The organism is Exiguobacterium sp. s59, from assembly GCF_018617475.1.
Classification (GTDB): Bacteria; Bacillota; Bacilli; order Exiguobacteriales; family Exiguobacteriaceae; genus Exiguobacterium; species Exiguobacterium aestuarii.
The window spans coordinates 173,864-192,596 of the sequence record NZ_JACSKG010000002.1; the positions used below are offsets into that span (position 1 = coordinate 173,864).

An 18,733-nucleotide genomic window follows, 5' to 3' on the forward strand; every position below is an offset into this window, starting at 1 on the left:
GAACAACGTCGGTTGTTGGTTTCATTTATATTTATGCGTTGTCACGCTGTTGAATTCAAGGAGGTTGTTATGAGTAAAGAAAAGATTGCCCAATTAAGAAAGCACGTCTCGCCGTTTGAAAAGTCCGATATCCGGATTAGTGTGCGGCAGATGATCAATACGATTTTACCGTTTCTCGTATCGTGGTTTTTAGCGTATCAACTACTGAGTGTCTCGATTTTCCTGACATTGCCGTTCACGTTGATTGCAGCAGGATTTGTCGTGCGCATGTTCATCATCTTCCATGACTGCACGCACGGTTCGTTCTTTAAAAATAAGAAGGCGAACGCGATTGTCGGAACAATCACAGGAATCTTGACGCTATTCCCTTACGAGAAGTGGAAGCGAGAGCATGCGATTCATCATGCATCGAGTGGAAACTTGGATAAACGAGGTGTCGGGGACATCTGGGTCATGACGATTGAGGAGTACATCGAAGCCTCGAAATGGACGCGATTGAAGTATCGCCTGTATCGCCATCCACTCGTCATGTTCGGACTCGGACCGCTCTGGCTCATTCTCGTGACGAGCCGCTTCAATCGAAAAGATGCTCGTAAAAAAGAACGCCAAAACACGTATATCATTAACATCTCGCTCGTCGTGTTATACAGCGCGTTAATTTATTTGGTCGGTTGGCAAGCTTTCCTCATCGTGCAGGGAACGACGATGTTCATCGCCGGCGTACTCGGGATTTGGTTGTTCTATGTCCAGCATACGTTCGAAGATTCATACTTCGAGGATGAGCAGGAATGGGATTATGTGAAGGCGGCGATCGAAGGGAGCTCGTATTACGAGTTGCCGAAAGTGCTTCAATGGGTGACGGGTAACATCGGTTTCCATCACGTCCACCATTTGAGCCCGCGTGTCCCGAACTACCATTTGGAGAAGGCACATACGTCAACACCGCCATTGCAGCGGGCGACAACGATCGGACTGTTTTCAAGTTTGAAATCGTTACGCTACAAATTGTACGATGCGAACAATAAAACATTCGTCACGTTCCGGGAAGTGCGTCATCTCTTGCGCCGAACGAACGCGGCATAAAAAAAGCTTGTCCCCGTCAAAAGGGACAAGCTTTTTAGCGTTTCCAGACCCATTCATCACTCTCATACTTTTTGACGAGCAAGTCAATTTCGGACTGTTGGTCTTCTGTGAAGACGAGCGGTTCGAACGTCAACGAGAAGGCGTCCTTGAAGCCGGTCTCGAACGCGGCGGCCACTTCGTCAAAGGAGACGAAGCGCTGTAACGTATCGTTCAAGGCGACGGCTTTCTCGCTGAACCGACTTTTGGCTTCACGCTTTTCGGCTTCCTCCATCGCGAAACAGTCGAACAATACCTCATCGTCGACAGAAAGAGGGATGGATCCATGTTGAAGGACCGCCCCTTGGTGGCGCACTTGCGCGCTACCCGCAATCTTTTTCCCATCGACGGCCAATTCATAGTAGGAAGCCGCATCGAAGCAGACAGCGGATTTCGGTTTGCGGAGTGCTTCGCGGTCCTCTTCTGTCAACGGGACCGAGAATTCGGCCGGTACACCGAGCTCGTGGTAACCACGGCGGACCCCTTCCGTGAGCAAGCGATAGCTCTCGATGATATTTGTCGGCAGGGCCGGTGTCGATTCGGGCAAGATGACGCTATACGTCAACTCGTCCGCGTGCAATACAGCCCGTCCTCCTGTCAGGCGACGTACGACCGGGATGTTGTTCGCCGTGAGGGCGTCACGGTCCAAGTCACGTGTCGCCCGTTGGAAACGCCCGACGCTGATCGCATGAGGTGCCCATGAATAAAAACGGAGCGTCGGTTTGAGTTCTCCCTTCGCGACCCAATTGGCGATGGCTTCGTCAATCGCCATGTTTTCGGCCGGTGAAGTCGATTCGGTTCTAAGTAAGTGCCACGTCGTACCAGTCATAATCTCTCTTCTTTCTGTTAGTCGATTGGCAACATCGTGTGGCGACGTGCCTTGTGTACTTGTTCATCCGCATGGTAAGACGAACGGACGAGCGGACCTGCCTCACAATGTGAGAATCCTTTTGATAGCGCAATCTCTTTCAACTCAGCGAACTCGTCTGGATGATAGTAACGTTCCACCTCGAGGTGTTTCTTCGTCGGTTGTAAGTATTGTCCGAGTGTCAAGATGTCGACGTTGTGCGCACGGAGGTCATCCATCGCTTCAATCAATTCTTCTTTCGTCTCCCCGAGTCCGACCATGATCGACGACTTCGTCGGGATATCCGGATTCAACTCTTTGGAACGCTTCAAGAATTCGAGTGTGCGGTCATATGTCGCTTTGGCACGCACTCTCGGTGTGAGGCGGCGAACCGTCTCTAAGTTATGGTTCATGATGTCAGGACCCGCATCGATCAACGTTTGTAAGGCAGAGAAGTCACCCATCATGTCAGACGGAAGTACTTCGATGGATGTCTCCGGATTCATAGAACGGACGGCGCGAACCGTTTCCGCGAAGACCGTCGCTCCGTAATCGTTCAAATCATCGCGTGCGACGGCAGTGATGACGACGTGCTTCAAGTTCATGAGACGGACCGATTCGGCGACGCGCTTTGGTTCTTCCCAATCGAGCTCGTTCGGTTTACCTGTCGTGACAGCGCAAAAGCGGCAGGCACGTGTACAAATACTCCCTAGAATCATGAATGTCGCAGTCCGACGTACCGCCCAGCATTCATGAATGTTCGGACACTTGGCTTCCTCACATACCGTATGTAGATTTTTCTCGCGCATCATCTTCTTCAGACCGGTATACGTGTCATTCGTGTTCAATTTAATCTTTAGCCATTCCGGCTTTCGTTTCAGTTCCCCTCTTGCCACAATAATTTCCCCCTTTTTGAAAGTTAACCTGTATCGAATTGAGTTTACCAAAAAAAGAATCAAAAACGAACCACGGAAATTATTGGTTTTGCCAATACAGTTTTCTGTGTATCAAAACAGAAACATTGTTTCAAAATGGTTACGCTTTCACGGGAGTGATTGTTTCTGAAAAGTGGAGTTGCTATACTGTTGTTGACCACCTGAATAAGAACCAAATGTAACTGATGCGATCAGGCATGGGGTGAACGAGCGTTGATGAGGCAACGCTTCTTCCTCCATGCCTTTTCGTTTGGGGGTCAGTCAAATTGGACTAAGGGGAGTGGGAACATGAACAAGGCATTGAACTGGACGGCAACTCTCGGATTGACGACGGCACTACTGATCTCATCGGTTCCGGCAGCGGATGCGGTCGTGGCGGAAGGGACGCCGACGATGTCGATTGACCAGCGTGTCAATACGAAGCTAGAGTCGATGACGCTCGAACAAAAAATCGGGCAGATGATCATGCCGGACTTCCGGCTTTGGAACGGGGCGAACCATACATCTCTTGCACCGGAAGTGGCGCGTGTCATCGATCGTTTTGATCTCGGCGGCGTGATTCTGTTTGCGGAGAACGTGAAAGAGACGGAGCAGACGACGAAACTCGTTCACGATTTACAGGAAGTCGTGAAGCAAGACGACAGTAACGATATTCCGCTCTTTGTCACGATTGACCAAGAGGGAGGCATCGTGACACGTCTCGGGACAGGGACGAACTTACCTGGGAATATGGCAATCGGCGCAACGCGAAACAGTCAATATGCATATGACGCTGGGAATATCATCGGTTCTGAACTACACGCACTCGGGGTAAACGTGAACTTCGGACCGGTACTTGACGTCAACAATAATCCGGGGAATCCGGTCATCGGGGTCCGTTCTTTCTCGAGTGACCCTGAACTAGTCGGTGAACTAGGTTCGGCGATGACGCAAGGCATTCAAGACCAAGGTGTCGCGGCGACGGCGAAGCATTTCCCGGGTCATGGAGATACCGCCGTCGACTCGCATTATGGGTTACCGGTTGTCGATAAGTCGCTCGACGAGTTGCGTGGTCTCGAGTTGCTCCCGTTTAAACGTGCCATCACGGAAGGGATCGATATGATTATGACGGCACACATCGGTATGCCACAAATCGAAGACGAGGTCGTCGAGTCGGATCGCGGCACATTCCCGCTCCCGGCGACACTTTCGGACGATGTCATTACAGGAGTGCTTCGTGAGGAGCTCGGATATGATGGGATTGTTGTGACCGATGCGCTCAACATGCAAGCCATCACGGACAACTTCACGGAAGCAGAGGCAGTCATCAAGACGTTTGAGGCAGGCGTCGATATCGCGCTCATGCCGACGATTTTGCGTTCAGAGGCAGACGTGATCAAACTCGAAGCTATCTTTGAAGAAGTCATCCAAGCGGTGAAAGATGGCCGCCTATCTGAAAAGACTATTGATGAATCAGTCGAACGTATTTTGACATTGAAGGCAGAGCGTGGCATTTGGGGAGAGACAATCGATTCGACGACACTCGAGGCGAAGCTGACAGAAGCGAACGCCGTCGTAGGTAGTGCGGAGCATAAAGCGAAAGAACGGGAAATCGCGGAAGCGGCCGTCACCCTCGTGAAGAATGAGGACAAGACACTCCCGTTCAAACCGAAAAAAGGGGACACGGTGCTCGTCTTGTCACCAGCAAAAGATCAGACGGATAGCATGGTGAAGACAATCAAGTCGCTCGAGAAGAACGCCGGGAATATGAAAGACGTGAACGTCATCACGGCCAACTATTCGGCGTCAACGCCACACTTGGCGCAGAATCCGGCGCTACAGCAACAAGTTGAGGCAGCCGATTATATCATCGTCGGTTCGAACGTGAACAATAGCGCGAAATTGAAGCCAACGTCAGCTGACCATTACGTGCCGGCCGAAGTGTTCCGTTACGCGAACGAGACAGGGAAGAAGTCGGTCTTACTCAGCTTGCGCAACCCATACGATGTCGCCGTTCAGCCAGACGCTCCGGCGCAGCTCTTGATTTATGGGTTCAAAGGCGACCCGAACGGACCGGACTCAGAAGCAGGGAACTTGAAATCGGCCGGACCAAACTTGCCGGCGGGCATTCGTGCCATCTTCGGTGAAGTGAAGCCGCAAGGGACGTTGCCAGTAGACGTACCGAAATTTGTGGACGGTGTGTTCCAAGACGAGAACTATGCACAGTTTGGAGATGGATTTACGAACTGGAATCGCTAAATGAAAATGAGCTCACCCGATAGAGGGGAGCTCATTTTTTATGCCTCGAAGTAGGCGATGACGAGTAGACCTGGACCGGTATGGGCACCGATGGCAGAGCCGACAAGTGTTTTCGTGATATGTTTCGGTTGGACATGCTCACGAACCATCTTCTCGAACTGTTCCGCTTTTTCTAGATCGTCACCGTGACCGATGAACAAGTGCCCGTTCTCGACGAGTGGCTTCGATTCCATCGTCCATTCGACCATGCGGCGCATGACTTTTTTGTGACCACGTACTTTTTCAATCGGCACGAGCTTTCCGTCCTCGACCGTCAGTAACGGCAGAATCGTCAACAAATCACCGATGAAAGCACTCGCTTTCGAGACACGTCCGCCGCGCATCAAGTATTCGAGTGACTCGACCGTGAACAAGTGACGGATCTTTCCAACGAGCGAAGCGGCATACGCGACCGTTTCTTCGTACGTATGGTCTTGCCCGTACTCCGCGACCGTCTTGACGAACAATGCTTGTCCGACCGAAGCCGTTCGCGTATCGAGAATCTCAAAGGTGCTGTCTGGATACTCCTCTTTGAGCATCTCCCCGACCATGACAGCCGTTTGGTATGTACCGGAGAGTTCTCCGGAAAATGCGAGATATAAAAACGGGATTTCGGCTTCAAGGTGTTGACGGAAACAATGCTCGATTCGCGACGCCTCGATTTGGAACGTCTTCGGCGTCTTGCCTTGACGCATTGCGTCGTACACGTCTTTCGCTTGAATCGTCTCTCCATCTAAAAACTCTTCGTTGTCGATGATGACACCGAGCGGTAAAATCTCAAGACCGTATTCGATGATTTGATCGTGGGTCAAATCGGCCCCGGTGTCTGTGATCAGTTTAAACATTGGATGAATCACTCCTCTGTTAATTGTTGTTCAATCTCGCGTAATGGTTCATTCCGTTTCCACATCCGGTCAAGTTGACTCACGAGTGTCGTTTGTTCTTCAGCCGTCAGTGACGCGTTTTGGAGCGTGCTGACTGTGGAAAGAACGCGGTAGGCCCGTGTGAGGACGTCCTGAACCGTAAGGGGGATACCGAGCAAGTCTTCAAGCGACGCCATCGTTTCCGGTACAATGGTAGGGTACGTAAATTTGGTCGTTTCCCCTTGAATCGCTAAGTCATAGAAGTCGCGGATGATTTCAGCACGTGCGCTGCCACTCTTCCTGACGCTCAAGTAAATTTGAACGGCGACGCCGCCACGGACGCGTCGTTGCGAAATACCGGCGAACTTTTTACCGTCAATCGACAAGTCGAAACTTCCCGGACAATAGGAGCCGACGACTTCCCCTGGGACGATGTCGTTCGTGACGTCTTGGAACATCTGTTGGATGAGTGAGGTCATGGCCTCATAGCCGCTGTCGATTTGAATCCCGTCTTTCTCGGGTAAGATTAAAGATAAGTTGAGGACATCATCGTCTAGGACGACGGCGAGTCCGCCTGAGTTTCGGACGACCGGTCGAAAGCCGCGCTCATGTAAATACCGGACCCCATCTTTTAAATGAGGCAACCTTGCATCTTGAATTCCGAGTACAATCGTATCGGTGTGCACCCATGCGCGCAAGACGGCGCCTAGTTGTTGGGTGGAAGCACACAACGTATCATCAGTCGCAAACGATTGTTCCGCTTGAAACATCGGGCCGAGGCTCGATTGGTCGATCACACGATAGCTCGGTTGGTTTAGTAATGGATGGATCATATACTTAATTCCTTTTCACAAATAATTTTCCTTCTCATTATAGCATGGAGGGAACGATTCGTTTGAAGTCGAATCTAGAACATAACGAAACGTAGGAGGGCATGTCATGTACTCGTCACGAGGACAATTATCTGGATCGAAAGTGTTTAAAGATCCGGTACACCGTTATATTTACGTCTACGATCATCTGATTTGGGAACTGATTAACACGAAAGAGTTTCAGCGCTTGCGTCGCATCAAACAACTTGGAACGTCCTTTTTAACGTTCCACGGCGCGGAGCACACACGCTTCCATCATTCTCTCGGCGTCTATGAGATTGCGCGCCAATTGATCGACCAGTTCCAACAATATCCAGAATGGGATGACCGCGACCGTGAATTACTGCTAGCAGCGGCGCTCTTGCACGATGTGGGTCATGGACCATTCTCGCACGCGTTCGAACATGTCTTCTCGGTTCGACATGAAGTGTGGACCGAGCGAATCATTCTAGGAGATACCGAGGTCAATCAAGTGTTGTCCGAGATGGGTGTCGGGTTCGCGGAAGAAGTGGCCGCCATCATCAATAAGACGCACCCGAACCGCTTGATTGTCAATATGCTCAGTTCGCAGCTTGATGTCGATCGGATGGATTATTTGCTCAGAGATGCGCATTTTGCGGGCGTCAGTTACGGGAAGTTTGATTTAGAACGGATGTTGCGCGTCCTCAGACCGGATGAAGACCAAGTCGTCGTCAAACAGTCGGGGATGCATACGATCGAAGATTACATCATGCGCCGCTATCAGATGTATTGGCAAGTGTACCTTCATCCGGCGACACGTTCGAGCGATCTTCTCTTAAAAGCGATTCTCGAGCGGGCACAGGAACTGTATGAGAGCGGGTATCCGTTTAAGATGACACCGAAGCACTTCTTACCGATTTTCGAACAAAACGGCATGTCACTTGACCAATATCTGAAGTTGGACGAGACGGTCGTCTACTTCTATTTCCAAGAGTGGATGGAAGAAGATGACGCGATTCTAGCCGATTTATCGAGCCGCTTCGTGAATCGGCGTTTATTGAAATATAAAAACTTCCCGGAGGCGAACCGCGTCCGCTATATGGAACGGTTACGTCAAACAATGGACGAGATCGGATTACCGCCCAAATACTATTTACTCGAAGATCAGCTGAGTCAATTGCCGTACGATTTATATAAAGGACAGGGCAAATATGAAGGCATTTATCTCCAGATGAATGATGGGGAGCGGAAAGAGATTTCGGAAGTGTCCATGCTCGTCCAATCGATTTTGAACTCGAGACAATCCGATGAAAAAATTTATTATCCAGAAGATGTGTTACTGAACTTAAGGGAGCATGCGAATGAGAAATCGTGGCTCTTGTCGACATTGAAATCCGAATAACCCGCAAAGGGGCGTGACACGATGGAGATTGCGACATTGATTGGTGGAATCGGGATTTTTTTGCTCGGGATGACGTTACTCACAGATACGCTCAAAAAGTGGGCCGGTACACGACTGCGTCATCGGTTGAACCAATTCACTGATGGCTCGCTGTCGGGTGCGACACTTGGGGCGACGCTGACAGCCTTATTCCAGTCCTCTACCGTGACGACGTTGATGACGATCGGCTTTGTGAGTGCGGGTCTGATTACGTTCACGCAAGCTTTGCCACTTGTCATCGGGGCGAACGTAGGTAGCGCGACGACCGGATGGATTATCGCCATCCTTGGCTATAATGTAGACGTACGTCAATTATTCTTGCCACTCATCGGAATCGGAATGGCGTTTCGTCTCTCAGCTCCACGTTTTCGCCGAGTCGGGCTTCTATTCGTCAGTATCGGTCTCATTTTTGTCGGGATTGGGACGCTACAGGATGCCATGGGAGATGCGGTGACGTTCTCGTTCGGACCAGTCGGGTCGATGAGTCTCACTCAACAAGCACTCCTCATTGGAATCGGTTTTGTGATGACCGTTGTCCTCCAGTCGTCGACAATCGGGCTCGTCTTAACGATGACCGCCCTTGCGACAGCTGCGATCACACTTCCACAAGCCGCTTACTTGGTACTCGGTCAAAGTGCTGGAACGAGTCTCGTCGTGGCACTCGGTTCGATTGGGGGCTGGAAGTCGGCTAGACGTATCGTGTTAGGCCACGCCATCTACCACGTGTCAATCGTTCTCATCGGATGGCTAACGTTCCCGATTCTCTTTTTTGTCGTCAATCGAGTAGCCGATTGGTTCAACTGGAACGACCTGTTACGCCTCGCCTTATTTCATACGACATTCCATGTGTTAGGGGCGCTTTTGTTTTTACCGCTTTATCAACCGTTTGCAAAACGTCTCTTAAAGTTGATTCCGAGCCGCTCAGAAAAATTGACACGCCTGCTCGACAAGAACATGTCTCAACTCCCGACCGTCGCCCTTGAGGCGGCACGGCGGTCCCTACTTGAAATCGAACGCTATTTAGGAAACGAGACCGAGTTGCTCGTTCGAGAGGGACGTCTCCGTGAAGATGAGTTGACGCTCGTCGATAAGACGCTGAGCGATGTACGTGTCTTTTTGAGTACGATTCGTCTCGACGATGTCGGGAAGCAGAACGATTACGGGCAACATTTGTCCCTGTTGCATACGATTGATCACCTCGAACGGTGGTTATACGTGTTGCGAGAAGTCGAGCCGGTTCAGTCACTGCGGGACACCGATTTTTTGGCGGCACGTGAACTCGTCTTGCACGAACTCGACCTTGTGCATCAATTGAACCATCATACGCCACCGGAAGACTCGAAGATGTGGAAGCAGGCATCGAAACAGCTGGCGGAGTATCGGAAGGCGCATCGCTCGGAGCTGTTAGAAGAAACGGCTGCGAATCAGCTAGAGATGGAGCAGACGATTCAAAAAGTACAAGTGCTACTCTGGCTCGACCGCATCGGTTACCACATTTGGCGGGCGACGCGTCACTTGATTAAGCCGACCGTACCGAGTGAACGGTTCGAAATGAACCGAGAAGACTGAAGGAAAATGGAGGAATGAGAATGGCAACATGGGTGACTCACTTTCGAATCGCGGAGGAGATTCTCGAGACGGATTCCGCGTTTGAGCGCATACCTTTTTTAGTAGGGAATATCGGTCCAGACTGTGGGCTGGTCGGAGCGGATGGACGTCCAGAACCGCCGAAAACAATCACACATTTCAAAACCGAGAACGGAATATCTGCTGACCTGTTCAAACAGACATATTTAGATGGGAACACATCAAAATCTGATGCGGTATGGTCTTATTTGGTAGGCTATTATTTTCATCTGGTCACAGACGAGTATTGGGTGCGGTTGACCCGTGCGAAAAAAGAAGAGCCGATTGTACGGGCGATCGTCGGGACACCAGACTATACCCGTTTAGTCAAAACGGACTGGTATGGAATCGACTTTGAATATCTGGCAAAACATCCGAATCATATCTTTTGGACGGACTTCCGCCACATCCATGGATTCGAAGACGTGTTACCGTTTTTCCCTCAAGGACAGACGGCGCAACAAATTCAAAACATCACATCCTTTTATGAGACGCACCCGTTCGACCCACATCATGAATATGTATATATGTCACCTGAAGAGGTTGATTCTTTCGTCGAGGAAGTGCTGGATGGTCTAAAAACGAAGATTCAAGAAGTTCAACGTATACATAGTTGACGTGGTGCTTAGATGAAAAACGGACTCCGATTCAAGGAGTCCGTTCGTCACTTATTTTTTGTCCGCGTGCATGACGCCGGCTTGCCCGTAGTGCGTCGCATCCATCTCTTCGATGAAGACGGTGATGTTTTCTTTCGGGGCATTCGTCGTCTCGGAGACGGCATCCGTCACTTTTTCGATCAACGCGCGTTTTTGTTCCACGGTCCGGCCCGGGAGCATTTTTACCGTTACGTAAGGCATGGTCATTCCTCCTTAGATGAAGTCTCTTTCATTGTAGTGAATCCCCTTCCTCTAGAAAAGAAAATTCTCATCTACCGAGAAACGTGAGCTCATTTTTACCGGATTTGGGGTAATAAACAACACAGAGCGAATGTAGGAGGAATCGAGATGAAGTGGAAAGGGAGACAACAGAGCCGGAACGTAGAGGATCGGCGGGGACGTAGTATCGGAGGAAAAGGGATTGCCGGGGTCGGGGGTGGTCTCGGATTGATTCTCGTCATCGTCTTCACGTTATTGAACGGAGGAAACCCGACCGACCTCGTCAATAATATCGGACTCGGTGAGCCTCAATCCGAAGGAACATACACCGGGACAGCACGAGAAGAAGAGATGGCGGACTTCGTAGCGGTCGTCCTGAAAGATACGGAGGAAGTATGGACGGACATTTTTGCGGAGAACGGCATGACGTATCAAGAACCAACGCTCGTCCTGTTTTCGGGACAAGTCGAATCCGCTTGTGGCATCGCTGGGTCAGCGGTCGGTCCCTTTTATTGTCCGGGCGACCAAAAGCTGTACATCGATTTAAGTTTTTATGACGAGTTGAGTCAACGCTTCAATGCGCCCGGTGATTTTGCGATGGCGTATGTCGTCGCCCATGAGGTCGGGCATCATGTTCAGACGCTTCTTGGGACGACAGAAGACATCATGCCGCTTCGTAATGAGATGAGCGAGACGGAATTCAATCGCTATCTCGTTCGTTTCGAATTACAGGCAGATTATTACGCGGGCGTATGGGCGCATCACGCGCAAGGACTTGGTTATCTTGAAGCAGGAGACGTCGAAGAGGCGATGAATGCGGCCCATCAAATTGGTGACGACACGTTGCAACGACAGGCTCGCGGTTACGTGACCCCTGATTCGTTCACGCATGGGACGTCAGAACAGCGGATGCGCTGGTTCGAAAGAGGCTTTGAGAACGGGTCGATTCAAGGTGGCGACACGTTCAATACGAACAACTTATAGGTCGGGCGTGCGCTCGACCTTTTTTAGCCGATTGGAATATGAGGAAAGAATCCGCTATCATAAAGGAACAACAGTTGCAGGAAGGGGATGACCCGATGGAATCCTTACTTACGAAAATCGATTTAGCAAAAGACGATATGACAGCGGTTGAAAAGAAAATCGCGGACTATATTTTGTCCCATTCAACGCTCATTCCAAATATGACGACGAAAGAGCTTGCCCAAAAGACGGATGTGTCTGAGGCGAGTATCGTCCGTTTCGCCCGAGTGATTGGAATTGATAGCTTTAAAGCGTTTAAACTCGCACTCGTGAAAGACTTGGCGGTCACCGAGACGACACTGACGGACTTCAACGTTCTCCAGCAAAAGGATACGCCATATGATTCGTTTCAAAAAGTCATTCATGTAAATAAAACAGCGATCGAAGCGTGCGCCGAAGCGATGGATAAACGGGAACTCGAACATGCGATCGACTTGTTCGCACGTGCGAATCGTGTCGTCTTTTATGGGGTCGGAGGATCATCGACCGCGGCCATCGATGCGCATTATAAATTCACGAAACTCGGGTATGCGGCTACGACGTCACCTGACTTTCATTACATGTTGTCGTTGATTCCGCATTTAGGAAAATCGGATGTCTTCGTCGCCATCAGCACGTCGGGACGGACGAAAGATGTGCTCGAACTTGTTCGTTTCGCTAAGAAGAAACGTGTGCCCGTCATCGCCATCACGAACTTGGACAAGTCCCCACTTTACCGGGAAGCGGACGTGCGACTTTGCACGCCGAACGTCGAGAGTGATTTCCGAATCGCGAGCATCGCCTCTCGGATGACGCAACTGACGATTGTCGATACGTTATACATGGGTCTCCTTCACCGTAAAGGAGAAGAGTTAATCGATCGCTATGCCGAAGCACGGGATGAGATGGTGAAGTTGCGCCGATGATTCGACCGTATACGAAAGACGACCGATCGGAGTTAGAAGACTTTTTGATGCGGCAACACACCTTCGCTCTCTTGAATGGACAGTCTATTCAGGAATTTCGTGATGAGAATGTGGCAGATTTTGAAGAAGACGGTACCGTCAGTCTGATTGATCGTGAAGATGGGCAGATTGTCGCAATCGCGGACCTGTTGAAACGACATCCGGTGGACGGCTCGCTTTGGCTCGGACTGTTTGTCGTCGATGAAGTCCTTCACGGGACAGGCTTGGCGCAAACGTTGTATGAACAACTCGAAGAACATTTTATGCGTCCGTATCAGACGGTATTTCGGTTAGGTGTCCTTCCGGATAACCTTCGCGCCCGTCGGTTTTGGGAACGGAACGGCTATGTATATGAGAGGGATTCTGTCACGAACAAAGGGGTACGCGTTCACGTCCTGAAGAAACAACTCATTCGAACGGAGTGAGTTTTTCTTTCACTCAATTATGAAATTTAGTTTCAATTAAATTTAATAATAAATTGACTTTAAATTTCAATATAGTACGATGAAACCATAGAGAAGAAAGGATGGTGGCGATGCTAGAGAAATTGGCTACAGAAAGACGGAACGAACGGACGATGCATCTAGACGAGATGTCGATTGAGGAGCGATTGACAATCATGAACAGTGAGGACCAACAAGTTCCGCAAGTGATTCAAGATCAGATTCCGGTCATCGCGCAAGTGGTAGAGCGGGTCATCGCATCCTTTCGTAAAGGCGGTCGCTTGATTTATATCGGGGCAGGCACGAGCGGTCGATTAGGGATTTTAGACGCTGCCGAGTGTGTGCCGACGTTCGGGGTGTCCCCGAATCAGGTCATCGGGTTGATCGCTGGCGGCGAACGAGCGCTCATTCAAGCGGTCGAGGGAGCGGAAGACAGTAAGGAATTGGCAGTCAATGATTTGAAAGCGCTTCAACTGACGGAGGACGACACGGTCATCGGCATTGCAGCGAGCGGACGGACGCCTTATGTGGTCGGTGGTCTCGATTATGCACGCGAAATCGGTGCGACAACGGCAGCCATTTCCTGTAATCAGGACGCGATCATCAGCCGACATGCGGATTATCCGATTGAAGTGGAGACCGGACCAGAAGTGTTGACCGGTTCGACACGATTGAAGGCAGGAACGGCCCAAAAACTTGTCCTCAACATGATTTCGACGACGTCGATGATTGGAGTAGGAAAAGTGTATCAAAACTTGATGGTCGATGTGCAACCAACGAACGAAAAGTTAGAAGTACGTGCCAAACGGATGATCGCAGAAGCGACAGGGGTCGACATGGAGACGGCCGCGCGTTATTTTGAGTCATCCAAAGGACATGTCAAAACGGCGATCGTTATGATTTTAGCGGACGTCTCTTACGAGGAGGCCGTCGAACGATTAGAGCGTGCGAACGGATTTGTCCGCGAGTCGCTATAAGGGGGAAAATCGAGATGAAGAAAGAAGAGGTTTTAGCACGGGATATCCTCGCACATGTCGGGGGGAAAGAGAACATTCGTCAACTTGCGCACTGTATGACGCGTGTCCGATTATCATTAAAAGATCCAACGAAAGCCGATCTTGACGCTTTAAAGAAAATTGATGGTGTCATGGGGGTCATCGATGATGAGACGTTACAAATCGTCGTCGGTCCAGGAACGGTGAATCGGGTCGCGGATTATATGAGTCATGAGACTGGTCTCGCGATTGGGGAAGAATCGGTGGATGCGAACTTGACGTTAGAAGAGCGCGCAGCGGTCGAACGTCAAAAAGTAAAAGAGAAGCAAAAGTCACCGTTCAAACGCTTCCTTCGTCGACTCGGGAACATCTTTATTCCGCTCATTCCGGGTCTCGTCGCTTCAGGAATTATCAACGGCGCGGCAAACTTTGCGGTCAACGCTGGTGTCGACCGAACAGAGACGTGGATGCAGATTCTACTCGTGCTCGGGAGCACGGTCTTCGCGTACTTAGCCATCCTTGTCGGGTGGAACACGGCGAAAGAGTTCGGGGGAACACCGGTGCTCGGGGCGATTGCTGGGGGGATTTTGTTCAACCCGCTCCTCGCGGACATCGTGATTTACGGGGAACCGCTCGTCGTCGGACGTGGTGGATTGTTCGGTGTCATTTTTGCCGGTTGGCTCATGACCTATATCGAGAAACACATTCGTCGCTTCATGCCAGTATCGATTGATATTATTTTTACACCACTCTTCACGGTTCTCATCGTCGGGTTTACGGCACTTTATGCAATCATGCCGGTCGCAGGCGTGTTGTCGGACGGCATCATGCGAGGCATCAATGCGACGCTTGAATTTGGAGGACCCGTCGCCGGGGCATTATTGGCAGGATTCTTCCTACCGCTCGTCATGGTCGGGTTACACCATGGCTTGACGCCAATCCATTTAGAATTGTTAAACACCGTCGGGACGACTGCGCTCCTTCCAATCTTGGCGATGGCAGGTGCCGGTCAAGTCGGTGCTGCTCTTGCCATCTTCGTGAAGACAAGCAACCCACGTCTCCGTAATATTATCAAAGGGGCGATCCCGGTCGGCTTCCTTGGAATCGGCGAACCGCTCCTTTACGGGGTCACGCTTCCGCTCGGACGTCCGTTCTTGACGGCATGTCTCGGGGCAGCAGTCGGTGGCGCCTTCCAGGCAACGATGAAGACGGCCGCACTCGGAATTGGCGTATCGGGTCTATCCCTTACGCCGCTGATTGACGACGGGATGTACTTGACGTACGTCGCCGGTCTATTGATTTCCTATACGGCAGGTTTCCTGTTTACTTATTTCTTCGGCTTCAAAGAAGAGATGGCAGACGGGATTTGACAAACAAAGATGGCTCGGTCGAGTCATCTTTTTCTATACGTTTTGTGAGGAGGGAAATAGATGAGAGGGATTTCCGTTTACTTAAGTGAGGAATTGACGCCTGCGTCCATTGATTGGATTGAACGCATGCGAGAGAGCGGATTTACGAGCATCTTCACGTCGCTTCATATTCCGGAAGACGATTCGACGTTATATACAGAACGGCTCCAGCAGTTAGGAGCGTTGGCAAAACGGCTTGAGATGGAACTCGTGGCAGATATCGCCCCGTCGTCTCTACAGGCGCTCGGGAAAGATTGGGATGATGCCCATACATTGTTAGAGTGGGGAGTTACGGGATTACGTGTCGACTATGGCGTCACACCGAAGCAAGTGGCGGACTTGTCACGCCATATGATGGTCGCACTCAATGCGAGTACGCTCACAGAAGTAGAACTTGATCAGATGTTGCAACATGGATTACTACGTGAGAATGTTGAAGCGTGGCATAATTTTTACCCGCGACCTGAGACGGGGCTCGACCGTCTTTGGTTTGACGAGAGAAATGCGTGGTTACATGCGCAAGGAATCAAGGTACAAGCGTTCATCCCTGGAGATGAACAATTACGCGGTCCCCTCCATGAGACGCTCCCGACACTTGAGGCTCACCGCCATCAGTCCCCCCTTTCGTGTTATATCGATTTAAAAGCCACGGTTGACCGGATTTTGATTGGCGACCCGTGCGTGTCAGAGCAGACGATGCGACAGTTTCAAGCGTATGAGGAAGGGGTAATCGTCCTGCGCGCCACTTCCGAGCATCGTGTCAAATCACTCCCGACACTCCATACGAATCGGATGGACCCGGCCCGGGACGTCCTCCGTTCGGTCGAATCGAGAGCATACGGACGACCGGGAGATCAACTGATTCAACCGCAAAAAACAGAAGGAAGACCGTTTGGAAGCATTACAATCGACAACGATCGTTACGGGCGTTATGCAGGGGAACTGCAAGTGACGAAGCGAGATTTGCCCGCGGATGAACGGGTCAATGTCATCGGTCGAGTCATCGAAATGGACCGTCCGCTCGTTCAATACATCGGACCAGGTGGACGATTCCAAATTGACTGGACGTGACTCAGGATTGCCACCATCCTATATCATTGTGTACAGTAGAGAGGGAGGGTGGAACATGAAAGACATTAATTTTAATATCATTTCAGACGATGCGACGGACGGACACGGCGGTTTTGGTGTCGGTTCGCTTAGCTTAAATAACATGTCCCCGGTCATCATTGACGTCGAGGCAGGCACAGCGACGATTGATATGGGCGCCATGCACGCCAAGTCAGCCATCGAGAAGCGCATCAAGTTTTTGACGGACCAAGAGGCGGTACCGAACGGGAAACCGTACTGGATCGTGTGGGTGACGGTCGGTCGGAAACCGGAAGGCTTTTACTATGGTGGCGTCGCGGCATGTGATATGTTGGTAGATGTCGAAGCGAGACGAGGCTATAAACTATTGCCTTATCACGTCAATCAAATGGACAAATCGTTGAAGGGTCGGATTTTAATCGACATGATGGACGCTCCGTCCCGCAGCGTATTGGCGAATTTCTTACAAGAACATCGTCCAGAAATTTGGACGAACTCGACTGAACTTCATGCAGAGCTCGAGCGCTTAAGCGCCGAGTAAAAAGATTGGACGAATTTTTCGTCTCCAATCTTTTTTGTTTCGCATTTTTGGGAGTAACAGGAAATTATGTAACTGAAGAGATATTCATTTGTAATTGTATGAAAATTCAGTATTATGATATACTGACTACATTGTGAAAAAAAGAAAGGGTGATACGATGAGCGAAACGAAAAAAATCTTAATCGGTCTCGCGCTAGGTGTTGTAGTTGGTCTCGGATTGGCGGGATTGCCGGATTCAATTTATGAGATTGTGAATCCGTATATTTTATCTCCGGTCGGAACGGTCTTTTTGAATCTGATTAAAATGTTAGTCGTGCCGATTGTCTTCTTCTCGATTATTTTAGGCGTAATGGGTCTCGGGGACCCGAAAGAGCTAGGTCGAGTCGGGACGAAGTCGATTTTGTTCTTCTTAGCGACGACAGCACTCGCCATTATGTTGGCGATGGGTGTCGCATCTGTTTTACAACCTGGGGAGCGTGGGGACTTCCAAACAACAGGTCTTGAATTTGAATCAACAGCGACCGAGGAATCGTCAAATATCGTACAGACATTCGTCAATATGATTCCGACGAACCCGATTACGGCACTCGCTGAAGGAAATATGCTTCAAATCATCGTCTTTGCGGCATTGATTGGATTCGCGTTGATTGCCCTTGGGGACAAAGCGAAGACATGGCGTCAATTCGTCAAACAAGGCGATCGCATCATGATGTACTTGATTCATCTCGTCATGAAGCTTGCTCCATACGGCGCATTCGCATTGATTGCTTCGGCAATCGGAGGCATCGGACTCGATGCGGTCGTTGCGATGGCATGGTATATGATTGCCGTCGTTTTGACACTCTTCTTACACGCCACGATTGTATACGGAGCAGCCGTTTACTTCATCGGGAAGATGAGCCCGGTGTTCTTCTTCAAGAACTTCTATGAAGCGATGACGTTTGCGTTCTCGACATCTTCGTCGAATGCGACGCTTCCGGTATCGATGGAAGTCGCACAGAAGAAACTCGGTGTACCACGTTCGATTTCGTCGTTCGTGCAACCACTCGGGGCAACGGTCAATATGGACGGGACAGCGATCATGCAAGGTGTCGCAACCATCTTCATCGCGCAAGTGTTCGCCTCTGACTTAACAATGACTCAATTGTTGACGGTCGTCATTACGGCGGTCCTCGCTTCGATTGGGACAGCGGGTGTACCAGGAGTCGGGCTTGTCATGCTTGCCCTCGTCCTTCAGTCAGTCAACTTGCCAGTAGAAGGAATCGCCCTCATCATTGGGGTCGACCGTATTCTTGATATGCTTCGCACATCTGTCAACATCACGGGGGATGCGGCATGTGCGGTTGTCGTTTCAAAATTAGAAGAAAAACATCTACCACCAGTCGACGAAGACTCGTGGGATGAAGCAGGTGCAACCTCTTCATCATCGCTATGATATAGTAAAGGACCATGACAACGCGTCATGGTCCTTAT

At 50.3% G+C, this 18,733-nt stretch carries 18 protein-coding genes; 13 read left to right on the plus strand and 5 right to left on the minus strand.

The features are described from left to right. Positions 1–69 precede the first annotated feature (69 nt). Positions 70–1,083: a Delta(5) desaturase DesA gene (gene desA / locus KNO91_RS04270; RefSeq protein WP_214792772.1), complete on the plus strand. Its 1,014-nt coding sequence runs from the start codon at positions 70–72 to the stop codon at positions 1,081–1,083. A gap of 34 nt (positions 1,084–1,117) precedes the next feature. On the opposite strand, the gene KNO91_RS04275 is transcribed toward desA, so the two are convergent. Beyond that, positions 1,118–1,948: a lipoate--protein ligase family protein gene (locus KNO91_RS04275; protein ID WP_214816425.1), complete on the minus strand. Its 831-nt coding sequence runs from the start codon at positions 1,946–1,948 to the stop codon at positions 1,118–1,120. A 17-nt stretch (positions 1,949–1,965) separates the two neighbouring features. Beyond that, positions 1,966–2,868 (minus strand): lipoyl synthase, encoded by a 903-nt coding sequence (gene lipA, locus KNO91_RS04280; protein ID WP_333781802.1) that lies wholly within the window; start codon positions 2,866–2,868, stop codon positions 1,966–1,968. Positions 2,869–3,189: 321 nt separating this feature from the next. On the opposite strand from lipA, the gene KNO91_RS04285 reads away from it, so the two are divergent. Continuing rightward, positions 3,190–5,139: a glycoside hydrolase family 3 protein gene (locus tag KNO91_RS04285; protein WP_214816427.1), complete on the plus strand. Its 1,950-nt coding sequence runs from the start codon at positions 3,190–3,192 to the stop codon at positions 5,137–5,139. 38 nt (positions 5,140–5,177) lie between these two features. Here KNO91_RS04285 and KNO91_RS04290 read toward each other — a convergent pair whose 3' ends face one another. Next, positions 5,178–6,023 (minus strand): DegV family protein, encoded by an 846-nt coding sequence (locus KNO91_RS04290; protein WP_214786155.1) that lies wholly within the window; start codon positions 6,021–6,023, stop codon positions 5,178–5,180. A gap of 8 nt (positions 6,024–6,031) precedes the next feature. Beyond that, positions 6,032–6,874 (minus strand): lipoate--protein ligase family protein, encoded by an 843-nt coding sequence (locus KNO91_RS04295; protein WP_214786157.1) that lies wholly within the window; start codon positions 6,872–6,874, stop codon positions 6,032–6,034. A 106-nt stretch (positions 6,875–6,980) separates the two neighbouring features. On the opposite strand from KNO91_RS04295, the gene KNO91_RS04300 reads away from it, so the two are divergent. Genes KNO91_RS04300 through KNO91_RS04310 form a run of 3 tightly spaced genes read left to right on the plus strand, consistent with a single transcriptional unit; the run spans position 6,981 to position 10,558 of the window. Continuing rightward, a complete protein-coding gene (locus KNO91_RS04300) occupies positions 6,981–8,276 on the plus strand; it encodes an HD domain-containing protein (RefSeq protein WP_214786159.1) in 1,296 nt (431 codons plus the stop codon). A 21-nt stretch (positions 8,277–8,297) separates the two neighbouring features. Further along, a complete protein-coding gene (locus KNO91_RS04305; RefSeq protein WP_214816430.1) occupies positions 8,298–9,884 on the plus strand; it encodes a Na/Pi cotransporter family protein in 1,587 nt (528 codons plus the stop codon). Positions 9,885–9,904: 20 nt separating this feature from the next. Continuing rightward, positions 9,905–10,558, plus strand: a complete 654-nt coding sequence (locus KNO91_RS04310; protein ID WP_214786163.1) for a hypothetical protein — start codon at positions 9,905–9,907, stop codon at positions 10,556–10,558. Positions 10,559–10,609: 51 nt separating this feature from the next. Here KNO91_RS04310 and KNO91_RS04315 read toward each other — a convergent pair whose 3' ends face one another. After that, positions 10,610–10,798 (minus strand): 2-hydroxymuconate tautomerase, encoded by a 189-nt coding sequence (locus tag KNO91_RS04315; RefSeq protein WP_012727443.1) that lies wholly within the window; start codon positions 10,796–10,798, stop codon positions 10,610–10,612. A 147-nt stretch (positions 10,799–10,945) separates the two neighbouring features. On the opposite strand from KNO91_RS04315, the gene ypfJ reads away from it, so the two are divergent. From ypfJ to KNO91_RS04355, 8 genes are all read left to right on the plus strand, one after another. Further along, entirely contained in the window at positions 10,946–11,800 is an 855-nt protein-coding gene (gene ypfJ / locus KNO91_RS04320; protein ID WP_214786165.1) for a KPN_02809 family neutral zinc metallopeptidase, read from the plus strand. Between the two features lie 95 nt (positions 11,801–11,895). Further along, positions 11,896–12,744 (plus strand): MurR/RpiR family transcriptional regulator, encoded by an 849-nt coding sequence (locus tag KNO91_RS04325; protein WP_214792786.1) that lies wholly within the window; start codon positions 11,896–11,898, stop codon positions 12,742–12,744. Then, the gene (locus KNO91_RS04330; protein WP_214816433.1) at positions 12,741–13,208 is read left to right on the plus strand and encodes a GNAT family N-acetyltransferase; all 468 of its coding nucleotides are present in this window, start codon (positions 12,741–12,743) and stop codon (positions 13,206–13,208) included. The genes KNO91_RS04325 and KNO91_RS04330 overlap by 4 nt, the downstream gene beginning before the upstream one ends. 101 nt (positions 13,209–13,309) lie before the next feature. After that, the gene (murQ, locus tag KNO91_RS04335) at positions 13,310–14,203 is read left to right on the plus strand and encodes an N-acetylmuramic acid 6-phosphate etherase (protein ID WP_214792792.1); all 894 of its coding nucleotides are present in this window, start codon (positions 13,310–13,312) and stop codon (positions 14,201–14,203) included. Between the two features lie 14 nt (positions 14,204–14,217). Then, positions 14,218–15,591 carry a PTS transporter subunit EIIC gene (locus tag KNO91_RS04340; protein WP_214786174.1) on the plus strand — a complete coding sequence of 458 codons (1,374 nt, stop codon included), beginning with the start codon at positions 14,218–14,220 and terminating at the stop codon, positions 15,589–15,591. A gap of 60 nt (positions 15,592–15,651) precedes the next feature. Continuing rightward, a complete protein-coding gene (locus tag KNO91_RS04345) occupies positions 15,652–16,701 on the plus strand; it encodes a DUF871 domain-containing protein (RefSeq protein WP_214786175.1) in 1,050 nt (349 codons plus the stop codon). A 55-nt stretch (positions 16,702–16,756) separates the two neighbouring features. Then, entirely contained in the window at positions 16,757–17,260 is a 504-nt protein-coding gene (locus tag KNO91_RS04350; protein WP_214792799.1) for a YwhD family protein, read from the plus strand. A 157-nt stretch (positions 17,261–17,417) separates the two neighbouring features. Next, a complete protein-coding gene (locus KNO91_RS04355) occupies positions 17,418–18,695 on the plus strand; it encodes a dicarboxylate/amino acid:cation symporter (RefSeq protein WP_214784869.1) in 1,278 nt (425 codons plus the stop codon). Positions 18,696–18,733 lie beyond the last annotated feature (38 nt).